26 protein-coding genes are annotated in these 24727 nt (G+C 68.0%); 12 read left to right on the top strand and 14 right to left on the bottom strand.

Features of this window, described 5'->3' with window-relative positions:
- Positions 1 to 84: 84 nt before the first annotated feature.
- Entirely contained in the window at positions 85 to 765 is a 681-nt protein-coding gene (locus AC1DVA_RS11795) for a cold-shock protein (protein ID WP_320109512.1), read from the bottom strand.
- A 325-nt stretch (positions 766 to 1090) separates the two neighbouring features.
- Here AC1DVA_RS11795 and AC1DVA_RS11790 point away from each other — a divergent pair, with 325 nt between their 5' ends.
- A complete protein-coding gene (locus AC1DVA_RS11790; protein WP_476806017.1) occupies positions 1091 to 1705 on the top strand; it encodes an N-acetyltransferase family protein in 615 nt (204 codons plus the stop codon).
- A 61-nt stretch (positions 1706 to 1766) separates the two neighbouring features.
- Here the strand turns inward: AC1DVA_RS11790 and AC1DVA_RS11785 are convergent, their stop codons facing one another.
- Positions 1767 to 2459: an AprI/Inh family metalloprotease inhibitor gene (locus AC1DVA_RS11785; protein ID WP_442864840.1), complete on the bottom strand. Its 693-nt coding sequence runs from the start codon at positions 2457 to 2459 to the stop codon at positions 1767 to 1769.
- Positions 2460 to 2634: 175 nt separating this feature from the next.
- Here AC1DVA_RS11785 and AC1DVA_RS11780 point away from each other — a divergent pair, with 175 nt between their 5' ends.
- Positions 2635 to 3018 (top strand): RidA family protein, encoded by a 384-nt coding sequence (locus AC1DVA_RS11780; protein ID WP_265050268.1) that lies wholly within the window; start codon positions 2635 to 2637, stop codon positions 3016 to 3018.
- Between the two features lie 166 nt (positions 3019 to 3184).
- Here the strand turns inward: AC1DVA_RS11780 and acs are convergent, their stop codons facing one another.
- Entirely contained in the window at positions 3185 to 5137 is a 1953-nt protein-coding gene (acs, locus tag AC1DVA_RS11775) for an acetate--CoA ligase (RefSeq protein ID WP_265050267.1), read from the bottom strand.
- A 235-nt stretch (positions 5138 to 5372) separates the two neighbouring features.
- Here acs and AC1DVA_RS11770 point away from each other — a divergent pair, with 235 nt between their 5' ends.
- Entirely contained in the window at positions 5373 to 6506 is a 1134-nt protein-coding gene (locus tag AC1DVA_RS11770; protein WP_476806016.1) for a DUF2235 domain-containing protein, read from the top strand.
- A gap of 4 nt (positions 6507 to 6510) precedes the next feature.
- On the opposite strand, the gene AC1DVA_RS11765 is transcribed toward AC1DVA_RS11770, so the two are convergent.
- From AC1DVA_RS11765 to tsaD, 4 genes are read right to left on the bottom strand one after another with little or no spacing between them, the layout of a single operon-like run.
- Complete coding sequence (locus AC1DVA_RS11765; protein ID WP_476806015.1) at positions 6511 to 6921, bottom strand: EVE domain-containing protein; 411 nt, start codon at positions 6919 to 6921, stop codon at positions 6511 to 6513.
- Positions 6921 to 7247, bottom strand: a complete 327-nt coding sequence (locus tag AC1DVA_RS11760; RefSeq protein ID WP_265050264.1) for a hypothetical protein — start codon at positions 7245 to 7247, stop codon at positions 6921 to 6923. Before AC1DVA_RS11760 ends, AC1DVA_RS11765 begins: the two co-directional genes overlap by 1 nt.
- Positions 7248 to 7257: 10 nt before the next feature.
- Positions 7258 to 8256 carry an NAD(P)H-dependent glycerol-3-phosphate dehydrogenase gene (locus AC1DVA_RS11755; protein WP_476806014.1) on the bottom strand — a complete coding sequence of 333 codons (999 nt, stop codon included), beginning with the start codon at positions 8254 to 8256 and terminating at the stop codon, positions 7258 to 7260.
- Positions 8253 to 9308 carry a tRNA (adenosine(37)-N6)-threonylcarbamoyltransferase complex transferase subunit TsaD gene (gene tsaD / locus AC1DVA_RS11750; protein WP_265050262.1) on the bottom strand — a complete coding sequence of 352 codons (1056 nt, stop codon included), beginning with the start codon at positions 9306 to 9308 and terminating at the stop codon, positions 8253 to 8255. Before tsaD ends, AC1DVA_RS11755 begins: the two co-directional genes overlap by 4 nt.
- 254 nt (positions 9309 to 9562) lie before the next feature.
- Here tsaD and AC1DVA_RS11745 point away from each other — a divergent pair, with 254 nt between their 5' ends.
- From AC1DVA_RS11745 to rpoH, 4 genes are all read left to right on the top strand, one after another.
- Complete coding sequence (locus AC1DVA_RS11745) at positions 9563 to 11422, top strand: uroporphyrinogen-III synthase (protein ID WP_476806013.1); 1860 nt, start codon at positions 9563 to 9565, stop codon at positions 11420 to 11422.
- Between the two features lie 17 nt (positions 11423 to 11439).
- Positions 11440 to 13149 (top strand): heme biosynthesis HemY N-terminal domain-containing protein, encoded by a 1710-nt coding sequence (locus AC1DVA_RS11740; protein WP_265050260.1) that lies wholly within the window; start codon positions 11440 to 11442, stop codon positions 13147 to 13149.
- A 271-nt stretch (positions 13150 to 13420) separates the two neighbouring features.
- Positions 13421 to 14449, top strand: coding sequence for an RluA family pseudouridine synthase (locus AC1DVA_RS11735; RefSeq protein ID WP_265050259.1), 1029 nt, complete (start codon positions 13421 to 13423; stop codon positions 14447 to 14449).
- 218 nt (positions 14450 to 14667) lie between these two features.
- On the top strand, positions 14668 to 15564 hold the full coding sequence (gene rpoH, locus AC1DVA_RS11730) for an RNA polymerase sigma factor RpoH (protein ID WP_265050258.1): 897 nt from the start codon (positions 14668 to 14670) through the stop codon (positions 15562 to 15564).
- Positions 15565 to 15741: 177 nt separating this feature from the next.
- Here rpoH and AC1DVA_RS11725 read toward each other — a convergent pair whose 3' ends face one another.
- Positions 15742 to 16785 (bottom strand): DUF2125 domain-containing protein, encoded by a 1044-nt coding sequence (locus tag AC1DVA_RS11725; protein WP_265050257.1) that lies wholly within the window; start codon positions 16783 to 16785, stop codon positions 15742 to 15744.
- A 134-nt stretch (positions 16786 to 16919) separates the two neighbouring features.
- Here AC1DVA_RS11725 and AC1DVA_RS11720 point away from each other — a divergent pair, with 134 nt between their 5' ends.
- Complete coding sequence (locus AC1DVA_RS11720) at positions 16920 to 17489, top strand: gamma-glutamylcyclotransferase (RefSeq protein WP_265050256.1); 570 nt, start codon at positions 16920 to 16922, stop codon at positions 17487 to 17489.
- Here AC1DVA_RS11720 and AC1DVA_RS11715 read toward each other — a convergent pair whose 3' ends face one another.
- The 5 genes from AC1DVA_RS11715 to ftsE form a co-directional block, all read right to left on the bottom strand.
- Positions 17490 to 17888 (bottom strand): hypothetical protein, encoded by a 399-nt coding sequence (locus tag AC1DVA_RS11715; protein WP_265050255.1) that lies wholly within the window; start codon positions 17886 to 17888, stop codon positions 17490 to 17492. It lies immediately after the preceding gene.
- A gap of 95 nt (positions 17889 to 17983) precedes the next feature.
- A complete protein-coding gene (locus AC1DVA_RS11710; RefSeq protein ID WP_265050254.1) occupies positions 17984 to 18754 on the bottom strand; it encodes a lysophospholipid acyltransferase family protein in 771 nt (256 codons plus the stop codon).
- A 58-nt stretch (positions 18755 to 18812) separates the two neighbouring features.
- A complete protein-coding gene (locus AC1DVA_RS11705; protein ID WP_476806012.1) occupies positions 18813 to 19613 on the bottom strand; it encodes a YdcF family protein in 801 nt (266 codons plus the stop codon).
- A gap of 115 nt (positions 19614 to 19728) precedes the next feature.
- Positions 19729 to 20691 carry a cell division protein FtsX gene (locus AC1DVA_RS11700; protein ID WP_265050253.1) on the bottom strand — a complete coding sequence of 321 codons (963 nt, stop codon included), beginning with the start codon at positions 20689 to 20691 and terminating at the stop codon, positions 19729 to 19731.
- Complete coding sequence (gene ftsE / locus AC1DVA_RS11695; RefSeq protein WP_442865036.1) at positions 20678 to 21301, bottom strand: cell division ATP-binding protein FtsE; 624 nt, start codon at positions 21299 to 21301, stop codon at positions 20678 to 20680. The genes AC1DVA_RS11700 and ftsE overlap by 14 nt, the downstream gene beginning before the upstream one ends.
- Before the next feature lie 288 nt (positions 21302 to 21589).
- On the opposite strand from ftsE, the gene AC1DVA_RS11690 reads away from it, so the two are divergent.
- The 3 genes from AC1DVA_RS11690 (at position 21590) to AC1DVA_RS11680 (ending at position 23540) form a co-directional block, all read left to right on the top strand.
- The gene (locus tag AC1DVA_RS11690) at positions 21590 to 22396 is read left to right on the top strand and encodes a zinc-ribbon domain-containing protein (RefSeq protein WP_265050251.1); all 807 of its coding nucleotides are present in this window, start codon (positions 21590 to 21592) and stop codon (positions 22394 to 22396) included.
- 134 nt (positions 22397 to 22530) lie between these two features.
- Positions 22531 to 23088, top strand: coding sequence for a hypoxanthine phosphoribosyltransferase (gene hpt, locus AC1DVA_RS11685; RefSeq protein ID WP_265050250.1), 558 nt, complete (start codon positions 22531 to 22533; stop codon positions 23086 to 23088).
- A gap of 74 nt (positions 23089 to 23162) precedes the next feature.
- A complete protein-coding gene (locus tag AC1DVA_RS11680) occupies positions 23163 to 23540 on the top strand; it encodes a response regulator (RefSeq protein ID WP_265050249.1) in 378 nt (125 codons plus the stop codon).
- A gap of 3 nt (positions 23541 to 23543) precedes the next feature.
- Here the strand turns inward: AC1DVA_RS11680 and AC1DVA_RS11675 are convergent, their stop codons facing one another.
- Entirely contained in the window at positions 23544 to 24053 is a 510-nt protein-coding gene (locus tag AC1DVA_RS11675) for a TspO/MBR family protein (protein ID WP_265050248.1), read from the bottom strand.
- A 113-nt stretch (positions 24054 to 24166) separates the two neighbouring features.
- Here AC1DVA_RS11675 and AC1DVA_RS11670 point away from each other — a divergent pair.
- Positions 24167 to 24727 (top strand): aminotransferase class V-fold PLP-dependent enzyme (locus tag AC1DVA_RS11670; protein ID WP_476806011.1); only part of this gene is annotated, 561 nt, incomplete at its 3' end.

Below are 24727 nucleotides of genomic sequence, written 5' to 3'. Positions count from 1 at the left end.
GCTCGCTCCGAAACCTCACAGGTCCGATCAAAAGAAAAGGCCCGCCAATGGCGGGCCTTCAATCTTTCGAGGCGATGGAAGCCGTCAGATGAAGCTGACGTTGGCGGCTTCCGGACCCTTGCGGCCGGCGCGGACCGAGAAGCGCACGCGCTGCCCGTCGATCGGCGCCTGAAGGCCGCTGCGGCTCAGCGACGAGACATGCAGGAACACGTCCGGGCCGCCCTTGTCCGGAGCGATGAAGCCGAAGCCACGATCCGAGTTGAAGAACTTCACGGCGCCATCGAAGGGGCCTTCGACCGGACCGCTGTCGCGATCATGGAAGCCGCCGCCGCGAGGGCCGCGGTCGCCGCCGCCGAAGCCGCCGCGATCACCGCCGCCATAGCCGCCACGATCGCCGCCGCCGAAGCCGCCACGATCCCTATCGCCATAGCCGCCGCCACCGAAATCATCGCGGGGCGGGCGGGGCGAGAAAGCGCGGGGAGCCGGTGTCGTCTGGGTTGCGGTGGAGGCGTCGATCTCGTGAACCGCAACGACCTGCAGGCCGCGGCGACCTTCACCGAGATCGGCGACGATGGTGGCGCCTGGCAGCAGATCCTGCTGATCGAGCGGGCCGATCGCGGAGACATGCAGGAAGACATCGCCCGACCCATCGGCGGGCGATGCAAAACCGAACCCCTTCTCGGGGTCGAACCACTTGACCTTGGCTTCGATATTTTCGTGCGTGACGAAGGGCTGGGCAGCAGGAGGCTTGCGACGATCGAACATGGAGCTTCAAGTATGAGTGACCGGGAGCACGCAACTTAGCTCATGCCGGACGCGCCGTCATCGGGGTCTTGGCGAAATTATCGCACGACGTTTGGCGGGGTTGTAGTGCTTTTTTTCGAGCCATCCTCAAGCTCATAATGCCCAATCGCCATGCTTCTTGTGCATGAGACCAAGCTGTTCAGGTACGATTCCTGGTTCGCTACGGCGAAAATGCCGCAGATAGACTGTCTTGCAATCGCCTGAATCATGCACAATCTGAGACGTCTTAGGGAAGATACGCCTCCTGGTCGGTAGCGCGCTGTTTGCGCTGTTCAGGAGAAGACAATTGGTTCGTTCGAAATTCGCTGGCACCAAGGCCGGCGCTGGCGTGATCCGACGGCTATGGCCGACCGAGCGCGATCTGCGGCGGGAACACCTGCTCCGGCTCGATCCGGTGACCCGTCAACAGCGCTTCGGCACGGCGGTCAATGACGCATTCCTCGAGAACTATGCGGCGACGACCTTCGGCGTGGGCGGGCTCGTCTATGCCTATGTCGAGGACGGAATCGTTCGCGGCGCCGCCGAATTGCGTGGCCTCGACGATATCGTGGCGCAGACGGGGGAGGCCGCTTTCAGCGTCGAGAGCGGCTGGCGCCGTCGCGGCTTCGGCACGAAGCTGTTCGGGCGCCTGATCACGGCATCGCGCAACCGCGGCATCCGCACGCTCTACATGACCTGCCTGCCGGAGAATGTCGCCATGCGTCGGCTCGCGGCCAAGTTCGAGGCGGATCTCGTCGGCGGCTATGCCGATGTCGAAGGCGTGATCACGACCGCAGGCCCGACGCCCTTCACGATCCTCGACGAGGCGTTGGACAATGCTGCCGGCTTCGCGACCATCGCCCTGTCGATCCAGAAGAATTTCTGGCCGACAACGCTGCTCGCCCGCGCGTTCGGCGCGTGAGCTCAGGCTGGGCTCGAAGCGCAGAGCGGGCTTAGACGGCCTGGCCTGCGCTTCCCGCGCCTTACCTGTTGAGGGACAGCGCCGCACCGGATTTGGTCACGGCACCATCGAGAGCGCTGCCGCTGCCGGCACGCAGCCGTGCCGCTACGGTGCCGCCCTGCTGGTAGAGATAGACCTCGCCGTCGCGATAATCCCACGCCGAGATTCTCTGTAGATCCTTGTTGGCGCAGCCCGACGAGCTGGCGCGATAGAGATCCAGCGTCGGCGTGCTCGAAAGCTGAACGCGGCAGGAGCCGCCGGTCGCCTCGCGTGCCGTCCAGCCGCCGACCATGCTGTCGCGACCTGCGGCCGGGCGCGGCGCCGTGGCGCTGGGGCCGAGGCCCGCGACCTGATTGTTGCTGCCGCGCAGGCCGGGCGCCTGCTCGGGCTGGCCGGTCGGCGGCAAAGGCTGGCCCTGCGGCGGGGCGCCGGCGCTGGGATCGAAGAACGGGTCCTGCGGTGCGGGCAGGGGGCCTCCACCTGGCGGGGGAGCGGATGCCGCCGGATAGCCGCCGGGCGGCGGCAGCGGCTCCGACGTGATCGGCGCCGAAGAGACGGGCGGGGCCGAGGACAGGGCGGGCTGGCCGTATGAGGGCGGGTTCATCATCGGGCCGGTGAAACGCTGCGAACCGGCACAGGCCGTCAGGGCCAGCAGGGGAAGCAGGGCGACCACCCGGGTCAGGGCGGCAGGCGTGGCGGTCTGCATCGTCGTCATGCGGTGCGGGTTCCGATCTCGGTCAGCCGAACTTTGCGTCACTATCACAGCAACTCAATGAACGCGGCATGAGCATGGTCTAGCGCAGGCCGGGCGCGATGCGAACCCGCGATGCCGGCTCTGGTTCCCTAAGATGTGGGCGGGCATAGTCGGCCCGATTCTGGAGACCGTCCGCATGAAGCCGCTCAACCCCGCCGCGATCGCTCCGCCCTTCGCCCGCTACAGTCATGGCATGGAAGTGCCGCCGGGCCAGCGATTCGTCTTCTGCTCGGGGCAGCTGGGCGTCGCCGCAGACGGGACCGTGCCGGAGGACGCGCGGGCGCAGGCTGATCTCTGCTTCGCCAACATCGCCGCGATCCTTGCAGAGACTGGGATGACGCTCGCGGACATCGTGCGGATCAACGCCTATGTCACCGACCGCGCCCATATGAAAGGCTATATGGAATCGCGCGATTGCCACGTCGCCAGCCCGCCGCCGGCCTCGACCCTGATGATCGTCTCGGGCTTCACGCGGCCCGAGTTCAAGGTCGAGATCGAGGTGGTGGCGGCGGCGCTGTAAATAGGGCTCTCGCCGAAAAATCTCGCCGTCATCCCGGACAAGCGGCAAAGCCGCGCCGATCCGGGATCCATCATAGGGCTCCGGAGCTCTACGATGGATCCCGGATCTCCGCTTCGCTGCATCCGGGATGACGGCGTGTGGTCGAGGAGAAAACGCCAGTTCCCTGCTAGCCTGCCTTGCGCTTGTTCTGGCGGTTCTCGATGAGGTCGTCGACGACGGCGGGATCGGCCAGGGTCGAGGTGTCGCCGAGCGCGCCGAACTCGTCCTCGGCGATCTTGCGCAGGATGCGGCGCATGATCTTGCCGGAACGGGTCTTGGGCAGGCCGGGCGCGAACTGGATCAGGTCCGGCGAGGCGATCGGGCCGATCTCGTTGCGGACATAGGCGACGAGTTCCTTGCGCAGGTCTTCGCTCGGCGTCTCGCCAGTCATCAGCGTGACATAGGCGTAGATCCCCTGGCCCTTGATGTCGTGCGGATAGCCGACGACAGCAGCCTCCGAGACGGAAGGATGCGCGACCAGTGCCGATTCGACCTCGGCCGTGCCCATGCGGTGGCCTGAGACGTTGATGACGTCGTCGACGCGCCCGGTGATCCAATAGTACCCGTCCGCGTCGCGCCGGCAGCCGTCGCCGGTGAAGTATTTATTCGGATAGGTCGCGAAATAGGTGTCCATGAAGCGCTGGTGGTCGCCATAGACCGTGCGCATCTGGCCGGGCCAGCTGTCGGCGATCACGAGGTTGCCCTCGCAGGCGCCTTCCAGCGCCTTGCCTTCGGCATCGACGATCTCCGGCTTGACGCCGAAGAAGGGCCGGGTGGCCGAGCCGGGCTTCAGCTTCGTCGCGCCCGGCAGCGGCGTGATCAGGATGCCGCCGGTCTCGGTCTGCCACCAGGTGTCGACGATCGGGCAGCGGCGGTCGCCGACGACGCGGTGGTACCACTCCCAGGCTTCCGGGTTGATCGGCTCGCCGACCGAGCCGAGCAGGCGCAGCGACGCCCGGCTGGTCTTCTTCACCGGCTCCTCGCCGGCGCCCATCAGGGAGCGGATCGCGGTCGGCGCGGTGTAGAAGGTGTTGACCTTGTGCTTGTCGATCACCTCCCAGAAGCGGGAGATCGACGGATAGGTCGGGATGCCCTCGAACATCAGCGTCGTCGCGCCGTTGGCGAGCGGTCCGTAGAGAATGTAGCTGTGGCCGGTCACCCAGCCGACATCGGCGGTGCACCAGTAGATGTCGCCGTCATGGTAGTCGAAGACGTATTGGTGGGTGATGGCGGTATAGACGAGGTAGCCGGCCGTGGTGTGCAGCACGCCCTTCGGCTTGCCGGTCGAGCCCGATGTGTAGAGCAGGAAGAGCGGGTCTTCCGCATTGATCTCGGCCGCCGGGCAAACGTCGGAGACCTTCGCGGCCTCCTCGTGATACCAGAGGTCGCGGCCCTGCTTCATTGCGACGTTGCCGCCGGTGCGCTTGACCACGATGACGGTACCGATACCGCCTTTCACCTTGCCGTCGGCGCTGTCGACGTTCTTCTTGAGCGGAACGGCGCGGCCGCCGCGCAGGCCTTCATCGGCCGTGATCACGATCTTCGAATCGGAATCCTCGATGCGGCTCGCCAGCGAATCGGGCGAGAAGCCGCCGAACACCACCGAATGGACCGCGCCGATGCGCGCGCAGGCGAGCATCGCATAGGCGGCCTCGGGGATCATCGGCAGGTAGATGGTGACGCGGTCGCCCTTCTGGACGCCGTTGGCCTTGAGCACGTTCGCGAATTTGCAGACTTCGGTGTGGAGCTGGCCGTAGCTGATCGTCTTCGATTCGCTGGGATTATCGCCTTCCCAGATGATCGCGGTCTGGTCCGCGCGCGTTGCGAGATGGCGGTCGATGCAGTTATGGGCGACGTTGGTGGTGCCGTCCTCGTACCATTTGATCGAGACCTTGCCCGGCTCGTAGCTGGTGTTCTTGACCTTGGTGTAGGGCTTGAACCAGTCGATCCGCTTGCCGTGCTCGCCCCAGAATGTCTCTGGGTCCGCGATCGAGGCGGCGTACATTTCCTGATAGCGGGCGTCGTTCGCCCATGCTTTCTCGGACCAGCCGGCTGGCACGTCGTAGATCGTATCGGACATTCGGGCGTCTCCCCAGACTTCGGCCGTCTGTGTTGCGTTGGTCCGTCGACTCTGGCGAGCAGGCCGGACATCGCTTCCTTTGAATTCGCCGCATCATAGGTTGCGCAGGCGGCGCGGCAACCCATTGTGCGTCGCACTTTCGTGGCAGGGGCAGGCGTCCGGAGCATGACTCTCGGGCAAAACATCCCCGGATCGTCTCATCACATGGTAGGGTGCGGCGCCTGTGGAGGGCTTTATGGCGCGCAATATCTGCATCTTCTCCGACGGGACGGGGCAGGCCGGCGGCGCGAACCCGATCAACTGGACGAGTGTCTACCGCCTGTTCATGGCGACGCGAGAGGCGGACCCTGCCGGGCAGATCTGCTTCTACGATCCCGGTCTCGGCTCCAACCCGGACGAGGGCGAGATTCGCGGCCCGTTCCGCCGCCTCAAGGATTGGCTCGCCCAGGCGACCGGCTACGGCATCACCGACAACATCATCGACTGCTATGCCGCGCTGCTTTGCGCCTACAGGCCGGGCGACCGCATCTTCCTGTTCGGCTTCAGCCGCGGCGCCTACACGGTGCGCAGCCTCGGCGGGGTGCTGGCGCTCTGCGGCGTGCCGGGCGGTTTCGCCAAGGTGATGCGCTGGGACGGTTTCACCGATGCGATCCAGGCCGCGGAGGTGAGGGCGCTCGCATCCAGCGCGGTCAAGGACGTCTACATGGTCAAGGATGACGCTGCCCGGGCCGAGGCCGCGGCTGCGTTCCGCAGCCGCCACGGCACGCAGCCGGCACCGCCTTTCTTCGTCGGGGTCTGGGATACGGTGCGCGCGCTTGGTCTCCCGGCGATCGGCAGCATGCCCGGACGCCACAAATTCCACGACGCCACCCTCAACCGGCAGGTCGCGCATGGCCGCCACGCGCTCGCCATCGACGAGAACCGGGAAGTCTTCGCGCCCGAACTCTGGGACGAGACGCAGGCCCCGCCCGGACAGATCAGGCAGGTCTGGTTCGCCGGCGTGCACACCGATATCGGCGGCGGCTACGGCCTGAAGATGGGATTGTCGGACCTGTCGCTCGGCTGGATGATCGCAGAGGCGCAGGCGATCGCGCATCCGCTCACCGTCGAGCCGCGGCTGATCGCGGAACTCAGGCCCGACGCGCTCGGCCAGCAGCATGACGAGCGCAAGACCTCATGGCTGCCCTGGAGCGAGGGCACGCGGGAGGGTTTCGTTCTCCACGAATTCCAGCCGCAACCGGCGCGGATGGCAGCGTCTGTCGAGCCGCGCCTGCAGGCTCCTGCCGTGCCGATCCTCGACAAGATGCTGCAATACCGGCCACGCGCGCTGGCTGAGTATCCGCCCTTTGCGGCGTATTACCGGCGCTGAGCGGTCAGAGACCGCCCATCTTGCAGACGATGTCCCATTCCTCGTCCGTCACCGGCTGGACCGAGAGGCGGAAGGAGGTGACCAGCGACATCTTGGCGAGCTTCGGCTCGGTCTTGACGTCGGCCAGTGTCATCGGCTTCGGCAACGGCTTCACCGCCTTGAAATCGACGAGAACCCAGGGCGGCCCCGCGTCTTCCCACGGATAGGCTTCCTTGATGACCTCGACGATGCCGACGACCGCGAGCCCTTCGTTCGAATGGTAGAAGAAGACCTGATCGCCCTTCTTCATCGCCATCAGGTTGAGCTTGGCGGTGTGGTTCTTAACCCCGTCCCAATGCGTGCCCTTCGCGCCGGCCTTGAGCTGGTCGTCCCAGGACCAGACGGACGGTTCGGATTTGATCAGCCAGTGAGCCATCAGGCCTCGTCCTCCTTGAGCGGCACTGGCGGCTGCGATGCCGCCTCGCCCTGTTCGTTCCAGAACCGCACCATCTCGCGGGTCAATGCGGCGTAATCCTTGGGGTCGAGCTCGACACGGACCTCGCCCTCGCCGAAGGGCAGGATTAGCACGAAGCGATGCGTGCCCTCGGCCTTGCGCCGGCGATGCTGCAGGACCGGCCCGGCGATCCGCCCGGCCAGAGGCACGGGTTGGCCCTCGGCAACGAGCTCCGACCCCGTGGTCTTCTTGACCTCGGCGATGCCGCGCGCGACGCGCTTGGTGAGGTCCGACCAGTCTCCCGCCATGCCCTTCTCCCTATCGTTCGGCCCGAATGGGGCGAGCCAGCAACGCAGCCACGGCCTCCGCTACGCCGATGCGCCCGGCGATGATCTCCGCGACTGCTTCCGCGATCGGCGTCTCGATATGCCGGGACCTCGCCATCTCGACCAGCACCGGCGCGGTGAAAGCGCCTTCGGCCAGTTTGCCGCCGGAGGCCTCGGCCGGGGCCTTGCCCTGTCCGAGCGCCAGCCCATAGGCGAAGTTGCGCGATTGCGGCGAGGCGCAGCTCAGCACGACATCGCCGAGGCCGGACAGGCCCATCAGCGTTTCGGGTTCGCCGCCATAGGCCTCGCCGAAGCGGCGCAGCTCCGCGAATCCGCGCGCCACCAGCGCGGCGCGCGCGCTTTCGCCGTAACCCAGGCCGATCGCGATGCCGGCGGCGATGGCGAGCACGTTCTTGGCGGCGCCGCCGATCTCGACACCGAGCGGATCGTCCGAATGGTAGATGCGGAAGGCCGGCGAGCTCAGAGCCTCGGCCAGCCCTTGCGCCAAGTCCGGCTCGGCCGCTGCGAGCGTCACCGCCGTGGGCAGGCCGCGCCCGATATCGCTGGCGAAGCTGGGGCCGGACAGGATCGCGGTGCGGGCGCCGGGCAGGACGCTTTCGATGATCTGCGTCGGAAACAGTCCGCTCGCCTGCTCGATGCCCTTGGCCGCGGAGACGATCGGCATGTCGGCCGACAGCTTTTCCGCCAGATTCTGGCAGGCCGAGCGCAGGTTTTGGGTGGGCACGGCCACGATCAGCGCGTCGCAACCGGCGAGGTCTTCAAGCGAAGCCGTGGCGCGGATCGTCTCGGGGAGGTCGATGTCCGGCAGGCGCGGCGACTGGCGGCTGCGCGCGATCGCCGCAATGGTCAGGGGATCGCGAGCCCAGAGCCGGACGGCGCGTCCGGCGCGCGTCGCTGCAAGCGCCAGCGCCGCGCCGTAAGAGCCGGCGCCGACGACGCCGACGGTCGCATAGGCCGGCACGCGTTTCATGCGGCTGACGCGGGCTTGGCCAAGAGTTCGTCGAGCGGCCAGCGCGGGCGGGCGACGGCGCTCATGTCGTCGACCATTCCGAGCCGCAGCCGTTCCAGCCCGGCCCAGGCGATCATCGCGCCATTGTCGCCGCAGAGCGCCTGCGGCGGGGCGACCATCGGCAGTCCGGCCTCTGTCGCAAGCCGCGTCAGGCCGCTGCGGATCGCCTGGTTGGCGGCGACGCCGCCAGCGACGACCAGCGTCGTGGGGGTGATTCCGGCCTCGCGGCAGGCGCGCAAGCCGGCGCGGGTCCGGTCGACCATGACGTCCACGATCGCCGCCTGGAAGGAGGCGCAGAGATCGGCGACGTCGTTGTCCGACAACGGCGCGATCCGCTCGGCGACGAGGCGTACGGCGGTCTTGAGGCCGGAGAGAGAGAAGTCCGGATTGGTGCGCCCCTGCATCGGCCGGGGAAAGTCGAAGCGCTCGGGATCGCCCTTCAGTGCCTCACGCTCGACCGAGGGGCCGCCAGGATAGGGCAGGGCCAGCATCTTGGCGATCTTGTCGAAGGCCTCGCCCACGGCGTCGTCGATGGTGCCGCCGAGCTTGAGGTAGTCGCCGACGCCGCGCACGGCGAGCAACTGCGTATGACCGCCGGAGACGAGCAGCAGCAGGTAGGGGAAGGCGAGATCGTCGGTGAGGCGCGCGGTCAGGGCGTGAGCCTCGAGATGGTTCACCGCGATGAAGGGGCGGCCGGTCGCGAGTGCGATCGCCTTGCCGGCGGTGAGGCCGACCATGACGCCGCCGACGAGGCCGGGCCCGGCCGCAGCCGCGACGGCATCGATGTCGCCGGGCTTCAGACCGGCATTCGCGAAGGCACGCGCGATGATGCGGTCGATCGCCTCGACATGGGCGCGTGCGGCGATTTCCGGCACGACGCCACCATAGGCGGCATGGGCGGCGATCTGGCTCAGCACTTCGTTCGACAGGATCTTGCTCTCGCCCGAGCGCTCGACGGAGACGATCGCGGCAGCCGTTTCGTCGCAGGTCGTCTCGATCCCAAGGACACGCATGATCGCTCGATTAACCTCGTAGAACGGAAGAACGGGATGAAGCCCTGCGTCCGGCAGTTCCTCGCCGGCAATTCCTTCGTATAGTGCGGGGCAGGGCGCAAGGCCAAGGGGCGTGCCCGCGACCTTTGCGGCAGGGATGAAAAGGGGACGGCATGCACAGGATCATTGTTCCGCCTCAATGCGGCCCGATCGCGGAATGCTGCATCGTTCGCGGATCGTCCTGTGGTCGCCGCCCGTCTTGTCAGGAGCTGTGAATGCGCGTTTTCGTCTTTCGTCCCCGTCCCGATGCCGAACGGACGGCGCGCGCCATCGCCGATCACGGCTTCGAGCCGCTCGTCGCGCCGCTCTTCGAGGTGGTCCGGCTGTCGGATGAGACGCCGGCCGGGAGCTTCGATGCGATCGTGCTAACCAGCGGCAACGCCTTGCCCGCGCTGACCGAGGGGCCGGCGACCTGGCGCGATCTGCCGGTCTTCACGGTCGGCGCACGGACCGCCGCCAAGGTGCGTGAAGCCGGGCTGGACGATGCCCGCAGCGCCGACGGCGACCGCAACGACCTGATCGAGCTGATCAAGCGCACGCTGCCGGCCCCGGCGAAGCTCCTGATGATCGTCGCGCGGGACCGCAAGGAGGATGTGCCGGACCGGCTCAAGCAGGCCGGCTACGACGTGAAGCTCTGGACCGCCTATGCGGCGGAGCCGGTCTCCGTCCTGCCCGAGGACACGCAGGCGGCTTTGCGTCACGGCCAGCCGGGCGATGCCGCCCTGCATTATTCGGCGCGCGGGGCACGGACCTTCATCACGCTGGCCCAGGCGGCCGGCGTTTCGGACGAGGCGCTCGAACTCACCCATGTCGTCCTGTCGGCCGATGTCGCGGCGCCGCTGATCGCGGCCGGGGCGAGCACGGTGCTGGTCGCCGAGCATCCCGAGGAGGCCGGCATGCTGGCTGCGCTGGAGCAGGTCTCCACGCGTGCCGGCTCTCCCGGTGCGGCCCGGCCGGAACTGCGCGGCAGCCTCAAGCGCATGCCGCCGACCATCGAGCTCAAGGCCGATGGGGAGGAGCCGGTCGCGCAGCCTGGCGCTGCCGGCGTGGACACTCATCCGCCGGAGGCGGTGGCGCCAACCGAGGCGCTGCCGCAGGAATTCGCGCCGCCGCCGGTCGAAGCATCGGCAGACGCCGCCGAGCGTCGCGCGCCGGCAGCGACGCCCTGGGTTCCCCTGATTGCAGCCGGTCTCATCGGCGGGATCGTCGGGGCCGGAGGCGCTTTTCTGGCCCTGAACCGCGCCGGCCCGGCGGTGAGCAGCGAGCAGGTCGGCGAACTGCGCCGCCGGATCGACACCGTGCAGACGGGTGTCGCTGCGGCCGATCGCAAGGCGGTGGCCGCTTCCGAGGCCGCAGCGAAAGCCGGATCGGAGGTCCAGGCGCTGGCCGGGAAGCTCGGTACGGTTGCGAATACGCAGGCTCCCGATACGAGCGCCTTCGCGGCGCAGGCCCAACGTGCTGAGGCTGCGACGGCGGCACTTGGCCAGCGACTCGAGCAAATCGCGGGGCGTCTCGGTGCGGCCGAGACGCAGGCGAAGAGCGCGGCGGCGCTGGGTCCCGAAGCCACGGCCGCGGCGCGGATCGTGCTGGCCGAGCGGGTGCAGCGCGCGCTTGCTGGCGGGCGCCCCTTCGCGAACGATATCGCGGCGCTGACGAAGAGTGGCGTCGCGCAGGCCGATGTCGCTGCCTTGACGATTGTGGCGGCGTCGGGCGCACCAACGCAGCAGGTGTTGCTCGCCGGCTTCCGCAAGCATGGGGCGATGTTCCAGCGCGAGGTCACGCCGCAATCCGACAGCTGGTCTGACAAGTTGCTCGGGCTGGCGAGCCGGATCGTCACGGTCAGGCCGGTCGGCGACAACGGCTCGAACGACCCGGCGACACTGCCGATCCGGCTCGAAGGCGCCATCGCCTCCGGCGATATGGCGAAGGCGGCGGGGTTGTGGGCGCAGTTGCCGGAGCCGGCGCGGCGTGCCAGTGCGGATTTCGGCGCCGATCTGCAAAAGCGGGCTGCGGCAGATGCGGCGATCGCCAAGATCGCGCAGGATGCGGTCGCGGCGCTCGGCGCTGCCGGCTGACGGAGGATAGAGGGTCTATGGTTCGCGTTCTCGTCTATCTCGCCGTCTTCGCCTGCCTCGCCTTCGGCGCGGTCTGGCTGGCGGATCGCCCGGGCGAGGTCTCGGTGCTCTGGCAGGGCTATCGGATCGAGACCAGCGTCGCGATCGCCGCCGTCGGCGTGGTCGCGCTCGCCTTTCTCGTCCTGCTGATCTGGGCGGTGCTGCGCTTCGTCTTCGGCCTGCCCTCGGCCTTCAGCCTGTCCTCGCGGGCCAGGCGCCGGGCGCGCGGCTTCGAGGCGGTGTCGCGCGGCATGGTCGCGATCGGCGCCGGCGACCCGGTCGCGGCCGGGCGCTATACCGGCGAAGCACGGCGCTTCGTCCCCAACGAGCCGCTGACCCTGCTGCTGGAGGCGCAGACCGCGCAGCTTTCGGGCGATCGCGGCCAGGCCGAGGCCGCTTTCAAGGCGATGCTCGACAAGCCTGAGACGCGGGTGCTCGGCCTGCGTGGGCTCTTCGTCGAGGCGAAGCGGCGCGGGGACATGACGGCGGCGCGCGCCTTCGCCGACGACGCCGTGCGCCGTTCGCCCTCGCTCGCCTGGGCCAATGACGCGCTGCTCGATTTCCACACCAATGCCGGCGACTGGCAGGCGGCCCGTACGGCCGTAGAGCGCCGTGCCGCGCTCAGGCTGGCCGACAAGGCCGAAGCCCGGCGTCAGCGCGCCGTCCTGCTGGCGGCCGAGGCGCTGCAGGCGCGCGATAGCGAGCCGGAGAAGGCTCTAGCGGCCGCGCTCGAAGCCGTGAAGCTCGCGCCGTCTCTGACGCCGGCTGCTGCGCTCGCAGGCCGGATGCTGGCCGAGCGTGGCGACGTCCGCAAGGCGTCGAAGCTGCTCGAAGCCGCCTGGAAGGAAGCGCCGCATCCCGACATCGCGGCGGCCTATCTCGATGCCCGCCCCGGCGACAGCGCACTCGACCGGCTCAACCGCGCGACGACCCTATCGAAGCTGCGGCCGGCCGATCCGGAAAGCGTGCTGGCGCTGGCCGGCGCCGCGATACAGGCGCGCGAGTTCCCGAAGGCGCGCGAGAATCTGAAGCCGCTGCTGGCGGGCGGAGCCTCGGTGCGCGCCTGCCTGCTGATGGCGGAACTGGAGGAGGCCGAGCACGGCGCCGACGGCCGCGTACGCGAATGGCTGGCGCGGGCGACACGGGCGCCGCGCGATGCCGCCTGGGTCGCGGACGGGCTGGTCTCTGATCATTGGATGCCGGTCTCGCCGATCACCGGCCGGCTCGATGCTTTCGTCTGGACCGTGCCGCCGGCGACTTTGGGCAGCCGGACCCAGGCAATCGACGACGTGCTGTTCGACCTCGACGATTCGACCAAGCTGATCGAGATCAAGCCGGAGTCCGTCACGACGATCGAGCCGGCGGCTGTCGCGGCTCCGCCGGCCCCGAAGGAAGAGCCCAAGCCGGAGCCGACGGTGACGGCGGCTCCTGCCGTGCAGCCGAAGGAAGAGCTGAAACCGGCATCGGAACCCCTGCCGCCGGTCCAGATGGCGGCAGAGCCCGTGAAGCCCGTGGATGCCAAGCCGGTCGAGTCCAAACCGGTGGAGACCAAGTCTGCTGCGCCTGCACGCGAGTCTGCACCACCCAAGCCGGTGATCTTCCCGGTCTCGCATGCGCCCGACGATCCGGGGCCCGACGACGAGCCGCCGCAGGAACCGAAGAAGAGCGGTTTCCGCCTGTTCGGCTGAGCGCAGCCCTTTCCTTCTCCCCTTGCGGGAGAAGGTGGCTCGGCGGAGCCGAGACGGATGAGGGGTCGCGCTGCCCTTCAGAATTTACGTCTACGAAGAAGCGCGACGATTCAGGGCGGCGCGACCCCTCACCCCAACCCTCTCCCGCAAGGGGAGAGGGGGCAGGTCCTGCGCTTCCTTGTTCGAAAGATCCTCGGGTCAAGTCCGAGGATGACGGCGATCCCTGTGGAAAAGGCGTGCGGTCGCGCCGCATGCGACGTATAGCGGCCCGATGACATCCATTTCCGATCCACATGCCGGCGTGACCCTGCACGTCGGCCCCGAACAGGCTGGCCAGCGTCTGGACAAGGCGCTCACCTTGCTCGCGGGCGAGATTTCGCGCGCGCGGCTGCAGCAGGTCATCAAGGAGGGCGGCGTGCGCCTTAACGGCGCCGTCGCCAGCGACGGCAGCCGCAAGGTGGTGGAGGGCGACGAACTCGCCCTCGTCATGCCCGAGGCCAAGCCTGCCGATCCGGTCGGGCAGGATATTCCGCTCGACGTCGTCTACGAGGACGAGCACCTGATCGTCATCGACAAGCCGGCAGGGCTCGTCGTGCATCCGGCCGGCGGGCATGAGGACGGCACGCTGGTCAACGCCCTGATCGCCCATTGCGGCGAGAGCCTTTCGGGCATCGGCGGCGTCAGGCGGCCGGGCATCGTGCACCGGCTCGACAAGGATACCAGCGGGCTGCTTGTCGTCGCCAAGAACGACCGAGCGCATCAGAAACTCGCCAAGCAGTTCGCCGACCATGGCCGCACCGGCCCGCTGCAGCGCGCCTATCTCGCCATCGTCTGGCGCGCGCCGCGGCTTCGCCAGGGCACGATCGATGCCCCGATCGAGCGCTCCAACCGCAACCGCGAGAAGATGATGGTGGTGCCCGAGGGGCGTGGCCGCGAGGCGATCACCCACATCGAACTGATCGAGCGCTATCCGCCCCTGCTCAAAGGGCTCGACGAGACCGAGCCGCTGGCCAGCCTGATCGAATGCCGGCTGGAAACGGGGCGCACGCACCAGATCCGCGTGCATATGAGCCATATCGGCCATCCGCTGCTCGGCGACCAGCTCTACGGCTCGGGCTTCGCCACTAAGGCGAGCCGCCTGCCCGAGGACGCACAGGCGGCGCTCACCGCGCTCGGCCGGCAGGCCTTGCACGCGGCGGTGCTCGGCTTCGAGCATCCGGCCACCGGCGAGGAGATGTTGTTCGAATCCGAGCCGCCGGAGGACTTTGCGAATCTGCAAGCAGCGCTCGCGAGGCTGTGAGCGAATCCGGCGTCGCTGCCACCTTTCCGCCAGAGTGAGTTCGCATATACTGGGGTTGTTCGGATGCGGATGGCCAAGGGGGCGCCGCAAGCGAGCGATCCAGCCGAACCGATGACTGGTTCCCGCGTTGGATTGGTTTGCTTCGTCCGAAGCCTGCGCGAAGGTTGATCGCGCGGAGGGCCTGCCGCCAAGCGGGGGCCTCGATGAGGAGAACGAGCATGGCGAGTGCTTCGCTGCCCGTCCTGTCCGCCGAAGGCGGACTTTCACGTTATCTCGACGAAATCCGCAAGTTCCCGATGCTGGAACCGAGCCAGGAGTACATGCTGGCCAAGCGTTGGCGCGAGCATGGCGACCGCGATGCGGCGCATAAGCTTGTGACCTCGCATCTGCGGCTCGTCGCCAAGATCGCCATGGGCTATCGCGGTTACGGCCTGCCGATCGGCGAAGTCGTGTCCGAGGGCAATGTCGGCCTGATGCAGGCGGTCAAGCGCTTCGAACCCGACAAGGGCTTCCGTCTCGCGACCTATGCGATGTGGTGGATCAAGGCCTCGATCCAGGAATACATCCTGCGCTCCTGGTCGCTGGTGAAGATGGGCACCACGGCCAACCAGAAGAAGCTGTTCTTCAACCTGCGCAAGGCCAAGAGCAAGATCTCGGCGCTGGGCGAGGGCGATCTGCGCCCCGACCAGGTTCAGCAGATCGCGACCAAGCTCGGCGTCAACGAGCAGGACGTGGTCGACATGAACCGCCGCCTCGGCGGTGATGCCTCGCTCAACACGCCGTTGCGCGAGGATGGCGAAGGCGAGTGGCAGGACTGGCTGGTCGATGATTCCGAAAGCCAGGAGCGTCGCCTCGCCGATTCCGAGGAGAGCAGCAACCGCCATACCGCGCTGCGCGAGGCGCTGGACGTGCTGAACCCGCGCGAGCGGCGCATCTTCGAGGCGCGTCGCCTGGCCGAGGATCCGATCACGCTGGAGCAACTCTCCGAGGAGTTCGGCGTGTCGCGCGAGCGCGTCCGCCAGATCGAGGTGCGCGCCTTCGAGAAGGTGCAGGAGGCCGTCAAGAAGGCGATCACCCGCATCGAAGCGCCGCGTGCCGCATTGCCTGCGGCCTGACCGTCGGCGGGTTTCGACACAGTTCAAGGGGTGCCGCGAGGCGCCCCTTTTTTATGAGCGCGTCATTCTCGGGCGGCGCGCAGCGCCGACCCGAGAAACTCATGCCGAGAGAGGCGCCAGCGCCTTCGTGCCGGGAGATGCTCGGGTCAAGCCCGAGCATGACGGCCTGCAAATGTCTCAATACAGCGGCGGCAGCGGCTGGAGCGGCAGGCGAAACGGGCCGATGAAGACGCGGCCATCGCGCAGGGAGACGGGTGGCAGCGGAGTGAGGCCGGGCGCCGTCGCGGCATCGGCGCCGCGGCCGCCCAGCAAGCCGCCAAGGCCGCCGAGCAGGTTGCCGATGCGGATGCCGCCGATCTGCTCGATGCCCGCCGCCGCCAGCCTGAGATCGCCCGCCACGCGATGCGCCGGATCGAGCAGCAACTGGCCGCTGCCGTCGACGCGCGCCTTGCCCTTGGTCGAGACCATGCGGGTCAGGTCGAAAATGCCGTTGGCGGCGCGCCAGCTTTCCAGCGCATCGGGATTGAAGCCCTTCCGGAAGCTCTCGGCCTGGGTCAGCGTCGCCTGCAGGTCGATCTCGCCGGTGTCGGTGTTGCCGAGCAGGGCGTTGATCGGCGGCAGGACCGTGCCCTTGGCGGAGACGGCGATGTCGACGGCTTGCTCAAGAGCCGGCCGGGTCGGATTACGCCGCAGATGCGCCTCCAGGGTCTTGCTGCCCCAGGTCTCCGGGTTCAGTCCGGGGACGGTCAGGACGGCGGTCAGATCGCTGGCGACGAGCGCGAAGCGCTCCGGGTTGCGCCAGGCGAAACTGGCGTCGAGATTCGTCCAGGTGAGGTCGAGCGTGCGGCCTTCCGGCAGGGTCGCCTTCGCAGGGCCCGACAGTTCGAAGATCACGAGGCTGGGCGAATAGATCTGGCCGACGGCGAGGGCGGGGCCGGTCTCGATGCGCACGGCATCGCCCCAACGTGTCGAGGTGAGAGCAAGCGCGTTGCAGCGCAGCTCGATGCGGAAGGGATAGCCGCCGATGGTGCGGTCGGTGCAGGTCCAGGCCCGGCCGCGCTCGGCCTCGCGCGCCAGCGCGGTGTCGATCTCGGCGGAGGCACGTGCGCGGGCATAGAACCAGAAGGCGGACCAGGCAGCGGCCAGAATGACAAGCAGGAGGAACGGGCCGTAGAGCCAGAACCGGCTCTGGCGGCGGCGCGTCGGAAGGGTATCGGTCATGCGGCAGGCATTCCTTGCGCGAAGGCGGGCGGATTGTTAGCTCGCCCGGAAAGCGGGCGCCAGAGCGGGAAGGCACTTGCGCCGGATGGCGCGAGCCAGCAAGCAGGCCGGCACGGCCAAATTATGGGATGGCGATGACGAGCGAATTCGGCAAGGCGGATCTCTGGGTCTTCGGCTACGGCTCGCTGATCTGGCGGCCGGGCTTCGCCTTCGAGGAGAGCGTGCAGGCGCGGCTTCACGGCTATCACCGCTCGCTCTGCGTGTTCTCGCATGTCCACCGCGGCACGCCGGAGCGGCCCGGGCTGGTCCTCGGGCTCGATCGTGGTGGTGTCTGCCGGGGGCTCGCCTTCCGGGTCACGGGCGCGCGGGCGCAGGAGACCGTGTCCTATCTGCGGGCACGCGAGCAGGCGACCGCGGTCTATATCGAGCGCCATGTTCCGCTCAGGCTCGAGGACGGCCGGGAGGTGCGCGGCCTCGTCTACGTCGCCGATCGCAAGCACCTGCAATATGCTGGCAAGCTGTCGGCGACCGAGCTGCTCAAGCTCGTCCGGCAGGGGCGCGGCAGCTCCGGGGAAAACCCGGACTATGTGCTGCAGACCCATGAGCATCTGCGTAAGATGGGGATCTATGATCCGGTCCTGGCCGCTTTGGCGCAGGAACTCGCGCCCGGCCTCGCGGCGACGCATCCGCCGCTGTCAGGCTGATCAGGCTTCCGGATTAGCTTCCGGCATCAGGTCGAGCAGGGCGGCGCGGCGGCTGAACCCATCCTCTGCCAGGAGATGGACGTGGATCTCGGCCGCGCCGGCTGCCGTGATCGCGCGCTGCCAGCGGCCCAGCGCTGCCTCGACCCCGAAGGGGCCGGAATCGCGCGCCGCAATGACACGCCGCTCGGCCGAGACCGCGAGCAGGACGGCATCGGTGAAACCGAGTGCGTGGATGTCATCGACGGTGAAGACCGAGGCGACGTAACGCCGGCCGGAGCGCCCGCGCCAGGCCGTGAAGCGGCGCTCGCCGAGGCTTGCCGTGCTGCGCAACGGCATCTCGCGGGCCACAAGCGGCTCGTCGAAAAGATCGGGGGTATAGCGATAGGCGAGAGCGGCCATGTCCGTTCCTCCTGAACTAGGAACAAAATGGGAACGCTCTGGGGATAAGTCAAGCGTCGCGGCCGAAGATGCCTGCTTCGCGACGCTCTCTGCTGTCAGGGATTGTCAGGAGTGGCGAGCGGATCGAGCCCGAGCGCTGCGAGTTCCGTCCGCCCCTGTGCCAGCAGCCTGTCGCAGGCGGTCTCGATCCGCTCCTGCAGCTCGCGCTGGAAGGAGATTTTGTCGAGCCCCGGCATGATCGGCGGCAGGATCTCGATGCGGATCGTGCCGGGACGGCGCAGGAACTTGCGGCGGGGCCAGTAGAGGCCGGTGTTGAGCGCGACCGGGACGCAGGGCACGCCGAGCTCGGCATAGATATGCGCGACGCCGAACTTGTAGGCCGGCGGGGCACCGGCGGCACGGCGCGTACCCTCGGGGAAGATCAGGAGCTGCCGCCCGTTCTGGCCGAGCTCGACCTTGGCGCGGCGCGTGACCTGCGACAGGGCGCGAGCCCGGGCGCCGCGATTGACCGGGATCATGCGCAGCTTGTTCAGGGCCCAGCCGAAAAACGGGATCCATGTCAGTTCGCGCTTCAGGATGAAGACCGGGTTCCGGAAGACCGTGACGAGTGCGAAGGTCTCCACGAAGGACTGGTGCTTCGCCGCGACCATCAGCCCGCCCTGCGGGATGTTCTCGAGGCCGGTGATCTCGCAACGCGTACCGGCGACGATTCGCAGCAGCCAGAGCGAGGAGAGCGACCAGCCGATCGCCACCGCCAGCATGATCCGCCTCGGCAGCAGCAGCGCCGGCAGAACGCCGAAGACCAGCCAGAGGACGAGGTTTGCATAGAACAGGGTGTTGAAGACGAGGGAGCGCAGAACAAGCATGCTGCGCAATGAGCCCGAGACGCGGCGCCGGTCAAGCGCGGTCGCGTTGTTTCGGGCGTCAGCCTTCGTGGCGCGCGTGGCCCTGCAGCCGCGACCGCTTCTCCGCTGCCGGCCCCATCAGCTCGGCCGGCTTCGACGAGACCGGCTTGCGGCCGCCGACGATCACGGACAGCCGCGAGGTTTCGGGATCGCTTTCGACGAGGCTGCGCAGGCGGGCCACCAGATATTTCACGTATTCGGGCGCGAGAATCTTGATCGTCGCCCAACGATGCCACCAGCCGGAGGTGTCGAGATGCTCGGTCACGACCGGGTGCGGAATCAGCTTCACGCCCGGCATGGCGTGCGCGAACTCGGCCAGCGTGCGCGGCATGTGGTAGTTCGAGGTCACGACCAGCAGCGAGCCGAAGCCGTGCTGGCGGAGCCAGTGCCGGGTCTCGATGGCGTTGCCGATGGTGTTGCGGGCGCGATAGTCGAGATCGACGCAGCAGGCGAGCAGATCGCGTGCGGCCGGGTTCAGCTTGGCCAGCTCATCGCGGCCTGTCTTCTCGTTGACGCCGCTGATCAGCAGCCGCGCACCGCGGTCGGCCCCGAGCAGGCCGATGGCGTCGCCGATCCGCTGGGCGCCGCCGGTGACGACGACGATCGCATCGGTGCGCGGCGTGGTCGCTGGTTCCTGCGCATCGATGCCGGAGGCGAAACGCGCATAGCCGAGGCCGGACAGGATCAGGCCGGCACAGGCGACTATGGCCATGCTCATCGCCAGAATCCGGCGCAGCGAGAACCGCCGACCCGCGCCGGGGCGCCGGGCCGCGGAATCGGGCGGCTCCATCGCGAAATGGTCGTTCGTGCTGCCGATCATGGCCATGATATTATTGGCATAACCCGGCAATCGGGCATAACGGCGGCGGCCACCGGCCGGCTTTTGCCGCAGGAATGAAGACTTCGTTGACGGTCGGCCGTCGCTCCACAAACGATCATGCCAGCATCCTGAGGTAGTGGCGGACGGTGAAGCGGGACACCAGTCCGGCGATGGCGGCCACCACCACGGCAACGAGAATCACCGCGGCATAGCCGGCCCAGCCGATCTCGAACGCGCCGAACAAGGCCTGCAATTGCTCGGCTTCCGGCGCCGTTCGCCAGCGCGAGACGATGAAGCCGATGATGGCGATGACGAGAATGGCGGCAAGGCCGCCGACGGCCCCGCCCTTGAGGCCGAGCCGGATGAAACGGCTCTGGAATTCACGGGCGATGAAGCCGTCGTCGGCGCCGACGAAATGCAGCACCTCGACGCTGTCGCGGCTGCCGGCCATCGCGCCGCGCGTGGCGAAGGCGACGGCGAGCGCCGCGGCCGCGAGCACGAGCAGGACAACCGCGAAGCCGGAGATGACGATGGTGCCGGCCATCGCGGAGAGCCGCCGGACCCAGAGCCGGTGGTCGTCGAGGATGGCGGACGGCACATCGCGGCGAAGAGCCGGGCCGAAGCTGGCGAGATCGGGGCTGGCGCCCGGCTTGAGCTTGAGCACGATGAGCCGGGGGATCGGCAGTTCGACGAGATCGAGGCCGGTGCCGAGCCAGGGCTCGAGCAGCTTGTCGGATTCGGCCTTGGGCACGGCCCGGACGCTGTCGATGCCGCCCAGCGCCTGCGCCATTGCCACCGCGCGCTTGACGTCCTCCTCGATGTTGCGGTGCGAATCGGGCCGGATCTGGATGGTCATCTCGTTGGAGATGGCGCCGCGCCACTGGTCGGAGGCGCGTGCGGCGAGCACGGCGGCACCGGCGCTCAGGGCGGCCAGGAAGGTCAGGATCGCGATCACCGCCATCAGCGCGCGGCCTGCTACGCTGTCGACCGGCACGAGGGGCTGGTCGCGCCGCAGATTGGAGGGCAGCGCACGCTCGGCATGCTCCGGCTCGTGATGGCCGCTCTCAAGCGTCGACATGCAGATGCCCGTCGGCCAGCACCAGACGCGGCGCGTCGTAGATCTCCATCAGGTTCAGGTCGTGAGTCGCGATGATCACCGCCGTGCCGAGCGACTGCAATTCCATGAACAGACGCAGCAGCCGCCGGCCGAGACCGGGGTCGACATTGCCCGTCGGCTCGTCGGCGAGCAGCAGTTCCGGCCGGCCGATCAGGGCGCGCGCGATCGCGGCACGCTGCTTCTCGCCGCCCGAGAGGACGGCGGGCACGGCATGCATGCGCTCGCCGAGGCCGACCCAGCGCAGCAGCTCGACCACCTCGGCGCGATAGCTCGTCTCCTCTTTGCCGAGCACGCGCAGCGGCAGCGCGACATTTTCGTAGACGGTGAGATGATCGAGCAGGCGGAAATCCTGGAAGACCACGCCCATGCGCCGGCGAAACGCGGTCAGCGTCCCCGCGTCGAGGCGCGAGACGTCCTGCCCGAACAGGTTGACCAGTCCGCGCGTGGGCTTCAGCGCCATCAGGATCAGGCGCATCAGCGTCGTCTTGCCGGCGCCGGACGGGCCGGTCAGATATTGGAACGAGCGCGGCGCGATACTGAAGTTGATGTCCTTCAGCACCTCCGGGCCCATGCCATAACGCAGGCCGACATTCTCGAACCGAACCAAGCGGTCTTCCTCATTCACCGAAACGCGAATCCGCGCCGATCCTACACCGCAAGCAGGCCTGCCCGGAAAGGCGCGATGCGGACAGCTTGCGCCAGTGATTCTTCACGGGGCGTTAACCATAAATCGTGCCAATAGGAGCGGGCATTTCGGTTCGCTGCCATCCGTGCCTTGCGAGCCCGTCGTGGCCTCCAAGCCGGAACGAAGCGTAGCGGAGACTCCCGGCCATCGTTGCGAAGAGATTGCCCGGCATCCATGCTGATCGTCTGCCCCTCCTGCGCCAGCCAGTATGAACTCGACGCGGCCAAACTGGGGCCGGAAGGTCGAAAGGTCAGATGCGCCAGCTGCAAGAACGCGTGGCATGTCGACCCGGCCGCCGTCTTCCCCGACGCACCTACCGAGCAGGAGACGCAGGCCCTTTTGGCCGAGGAGCTGGAGCGTGCCGCCGCGATCGATGCCGAGATCACGGCGCTCGCCGCCGAAGCCAGCGAGAACGGGGATGCAGCCGAGGCCGAATCCGTTGTGGTCGCTGACGCCGTGCCGCCCGCGGGCCGGCGCAAGCGCGGCGCCGGCAAAGCGAGCATTCCGAGGATTGGCGCCTTGCGTGAGCGTGGCGCCGCGCTTCCGGCCGCGGCCGCTCTGGCCGGCCTTGCCCTGCTCGGCCTCGCCGTCTGGCAGCGCAATATGGTCGTGCGCGCTGCGCCGCAGCTCGCAGGCATCTTCGAGACGATCGGGCTGCCGGTGAATGTCCGGGGCTTGAGCCTGAGCGCGATCGAGAGCGGGCTCGTTGAGGACGGCGCGCACCGCTTCCTCGTGGTCGAGGGTGACGTCACCAACATCACCCGGAGCCAGGCCAAGGTGCCGCTGATCGAAGTCGCGGTGAAGGATGTTGCGGGCGCGACCTTGTACACCTGGACGGCCGAGCCGCCGCGGGCGAATCTCGAGCCGGCCGAACTGATCCGCTTCAGGGCGCGGCTGGCTTCGCCGCCGGAGAACGGCCGCTCCGTACGGGTCCGCTTCACTTCGGCTGCAACAGCGGCCAATATCGCCAGCACGCATTGAGGCTGCTAGGACGGGGCGCCTCTCGACCGGGCGATGGCATTCGGCCGGGCGGCGTTCATGGATAATCGCTGCACGAGGCCTCGGCGCATCGGAAGCGCAGGGCCCGCTGCGGCCGGATACGAAACGGAGACATCATGCCGGAAAGGCGGATCAGGGTTCTGTACGACGAGGCTGCGATCGCGCGGCGCAACGAGGAGATGGCCGAGGCCATCGCCGCCAGCAATCCCCAGGACCTGCTCGTCGTCGCCGTGCTGAAGGGAAGCTTCATGTTCGCGGCCGACCTGATCCGGGCGATGCATCGCGTGGGCCTGGCCCCTCAGGTCGAGTTCATCCACCTGTCGAGCTACCGGACCGGCACCGTCTCGTCGGGGCAGGTCGAGATCCTGCGCGACGTGCAGAGCGAGGTGCGCGGGCGCGACGTGCTGCTGGTCGACGACATCCTGGAATCCGGCCGCACGCTCGCCTTCGCCAAGGACCTGCTGGCGGCACGCGGCGCCGCGAAGGTGTCCTCCGCCGTTCTCCTGGAGAAGCCGCACAAGCGCGCCGTCAACATCCAGCCCGACTATGTCGGCTTCGAATGCCCGGACTATTTCGTTGTGGGCTACGGCATGGATGTCGCCCATTCCTATCGGCAGCTGCCGTTCGTCGGCGTGGTCGAGACCGAGGATCAGGCCGGGCTCCCGGGTATCTGAAGGGTTTTGTCGTGGCGCATTGTCTGCACGCGAACCGGTGTCCCCTTCGCTCGAAAATGCTCTGAGGAGCTGCGATGTCACGTATCCTGGTCGTCGACGATGAGGAGCCTCTGCGCACGCTGGTCGCGCGCGGCCTCACGCTGGACGGTCATAGCTGCCTCACCGCCGCGGACGGCGCCGAAGCGCTCGACCTGCTCGTCGCCGAGCAGGGCCGCTTCGACCTGCTGCTGACCGATATCCGCATGCCGCTGATGGACGGCATCGCGCTCGCACTGGCCGCCAAGCAGCAGTTCCCCGAGCTGACGATCATGCTGATGACGGGTTATGCCGAGCAGCGCGAGCGCGCCAAGAGCCTTGAGGCGATCGTGTCCGAAGTGATGGCGAAGCCCTTCACCATCGCCGAATTGCGCGCCACCGTGCTCAGGGTGATCGAACGTTCGATCGGCGGATGAAGCTCAGCGGTTCAGCCACCAGATCGAGGCGTTGAGCAGCGTCGCGAAGCCGACCCAGGCGAGATAGGGCCAGAGCAGGTTCGACGCGAGCCGGTCGAGCGGCCGGAAGGCTGCGATGGTTGCTGCGATCAGGAGCAGCAGGACCATGATGACGGCAAGGCCGGCAACCGGGCTGTTGGCGCCGAAGAAGGCGAAGGACCAGCCGATATTGAGCAGAAGCTGCAGATGATAGACCACCAGCGCGCGCCGGCGGCCGGGAAGGCCGATCGGCAGGCGCAGGATGCGGAACGCGGCGAGCGCCATCAGCGCGAAGAGCGTCGTCCAGACCGGCGCGAAGATCCAGTTCGGCGGATTGAAGGCCGGTTTGACGAGACCGGCATACCAGGTCGGGATTTGCGGGACGGTCGCCGCGCTTCCCGCTACCGAGGCGGCCACCACCGGCAGGATCGCGATGGCGAGTGCGGCCCATAGCGGCGGGCGGCGATCGATGGAGGTTTCCGGCAGCGTCGTCATGAATTCATGATGAGGGGCTTCCGGGTGCGCCGCAAGGCGACAAGGTTGCGTCGGGCATGCAGCTTGCGCCAGATGACATTCCAGTCGCTCATGGAACTTTCCCGGATATCCGCATGTCGAAGCGCCCGCTCCATCCTCGCTCCCTTGCCGCGCAGGCTCTGGGCAAGGTCGATCCTGTGACGAAGGGGGTGGTGCCGCCGATCCATGTCGCGACGACCTATCTGCGCGACCCGGACAATGGCTACTCCTCCGGCTTCATCTATGGCCGGCCGGACAACGAGACGGTGCATGAGGCGCAGGCCGTGCTCGCCATGCTGGAGGAGGCCAAGGCCGGGGCGCTGCTGTTCGGCTCGGGCATGGCGGCGGCGACGGCGGTGTTCCAGGCGCTCTCGCCCGGCGACCATGTCGTCGCCTCCAAGGTGATGTACTGGGCGCTGCGGGCCTGGCTCCTGACTGAGGCGACGCGCTGGGGCCTGAGCGTCGAGTTCGTCGAGACCGACGATTTGACCGCGCTTAAGGCCGCGGTGAAGCCGGGCGTGACCAAGCTCATCTGGGTCGAGACGCCGTCGAACCCGCTCTGGACCATCACCGACATCGCTGGCGCGGCCGAGATCGCGCACCAGGCCGGCGCCAGGCTCGCGGTCGATTCGACCTGCGCCTCGCCGGTCCACACC

Source organism: Allobosea sp. P4_C6 (assembly GCF_056402015.1).
The sequence above is the reverse complement of the archived record's forward strand: the minus strand, read 5'-3'. Positions and strand labels throughout refer to the sequence as shown.

What these genes read in the sequence shown, in the direction of transcription:
- AC1DVA_RS11700 (WP_265050253.1), bottom strand. Translation starts at nt 20,691, where the DNA reads ATGTCGACGCTTGAGAGCGGCCATCACGAGCCGGAGCATGCCGAGCGT.
- AC1DVA_RS11755 (WP_476806014.1), bottom strand. Translation starts at nt 8,256, where the DNA reads ATGAAACGCGTGCCGGCCTATGCGACCGTCGGCGTCGTCGGCGCCGGC.
- AC1DVA_RS11715 (WP_265050255.1), bottom strand. Translation starts at nt 17,888, where the DNA reads ATGGCCGCTCTCGCCTATCGCTATACCCCCGATCTTTTCGACGAGCCG.
- acs (WP_265050267.1), bottom strand. Translation starts at nt 5,137, where the DNA reads ATGTCCGATACGATCTACGACGTGCCAGCCGGCTGGTCCGAGAAAGCA.
- AC1DVA_RS11680 (WP_265050249.1), top strand. Translation starts at nt 23,163, where the DNA reads ATGTCACGTATCCTGGTCGTCGACGATGAGGAGCCTCTGCGCACGCTG.
- AC1DVA_RS11795 (WP_320109512.1), bottom strand. Translation starts at nt 765, where the DNA reads ATGTTCGATCGTCGCAAGCCTCCTGCTGCCCAGCCCTTCGTCACGCAC.
- AC1DVA_RS11710 (WP_265050254.1), bottom strand. Translation starts at nt 18,754, where the DNA reads ATGCTTGTTCTGCGCTCCCTCGTCTTCAACACCCTGTTCTATGCAAAC.
- rpoH (WP_265050258.1), top strand. Translation starts at nt 14,668, where the DNA reads ATGGCGAGTGCTTCGCTGCCCGTCCTGTCCGCCGAAGGCGGACTTTCA.
- tsaD (WP_265050262.1), bottom strand. Translation starts at nt 9,308, where the DNA reads ATGCGTGTCCTTGGGATCGAGACGACCTGCGACGAAACGGCTGCCGCG.
- AC1DVA_RS11740 (WP_265050260.1), top strand. Translation starts at nt 11,440, where the DNA reads ATGGTTCGCGTTCTCGTCTATCTCGCCGTCTTCGCCTGCCTCGCCTTC.
- AC1DVA_RS11735 (WP_265050259.1), top strand. Translation starts at nt 13,421, where the DNA reads ATGACATCCATTTCCGATCCACATGCCGGCGTGACCCTGCACGTCGGC.
- AC1DVA_RS11720 (WP_265050256.1), top strand. Translation starts at nt 16,920, where the DNA reads ATGACGAGCGAATTCGGCAAGGCGGATCTCTGGGTCTTCGGCTACGGC.
- AC1DVA_RS11690 (WP_265050251.1), top strand. Translation starts at nt 21,590, where the DNA reads ATGCTGATCGTCTGCCCCTCCTGCGCCAGCCAGTATGAACTCGACGCG.
- AC1DVA_RS11705 (WP_476806012.1), bottom strand. Translation starts at nt 19,613, where the DNA reads ATGATCGGCAGCACGAACGACCATTTCGCGATGGAGCCGCCCGATTCC.
- AC1DVA_RS11675 (WP_265050248.1), bottom strand. Translation starts at nt 24,053, where the DNA reads ATGACGACGCTGCCGGAAACCTCCATCGATCGCCGCCCGCCGCTATGG.
- AC1DVA_RS11760 (WP_265050264.1), bottom strand. Translation starts at nt 7,247, where the DNA reads ATGGCGGGAGACTGGTCGGACCTCACCAAGCGCGTCGCGCGCGGCATC.
- ftsE (WP_442865036.1), bottom strand. Translation starts at nt 21,301, where the DNA reads ATGGGCCCGGAGGTGCTGAAGGACATCAACTTCAGTATCGCGCCGCGC.
- AC1DVA_RS11785 (WP_442864840.1), bottom strand. Translation starts at nt 2,459, where the DNA reads ATGACGACGATGCAGACCGCCACGCCTGCCGCCCTGACCCGGGTGGTC.
- AC1DVA_RS11725 (WP_265050257.1), bottom strand. Translation starts at nt 16,785, where the DNA reads ATGACCGATACCCTTCCGACGCGCCGCCGCCAGAGCCGGTTCTGGCTC.
- AC1DVA_RS11770 (WP_476806016.1), top strand. Translation starts at nt 5,373, where the DNA reads ATGGCGCGCAATATCTGCATCTTCTCCGACGGGACGGGGCAGGCCGGC.
- AC1DVA_RS11765 (WP_476806015.1), bottom strand. Translation starts at nt 6,921, where the DNA reads ATGGCTCACTGGCTGATCAAATCCGAACCGTCCGTCTGGTCCTGGGAC.
- AC1DVA_RS11745 (WP_476806013.1), top strand. Translation starts at nt 9,563, where the DNA reads ATGCGCGTTTTCGTCTTTCGTCCCCGTCCCGATGCCGAACGGACGGCG.
- AC1DVA_RS11780 (WP_265050268.1), top strand. Translation starts at nt 2,635, where the DNA reads ATGAAGCCGCTCAACCCCGCCGCGATCGCTCCGCCCTTCGCCCGCTAC.
- hpt (WP_265050250.1), top strand. Translation starts at nt 22,531, where the DNA reads ATGCCGGAAAGGCGGATCAGGGTTCTGTACGACGAGGCTGCGATCGCG.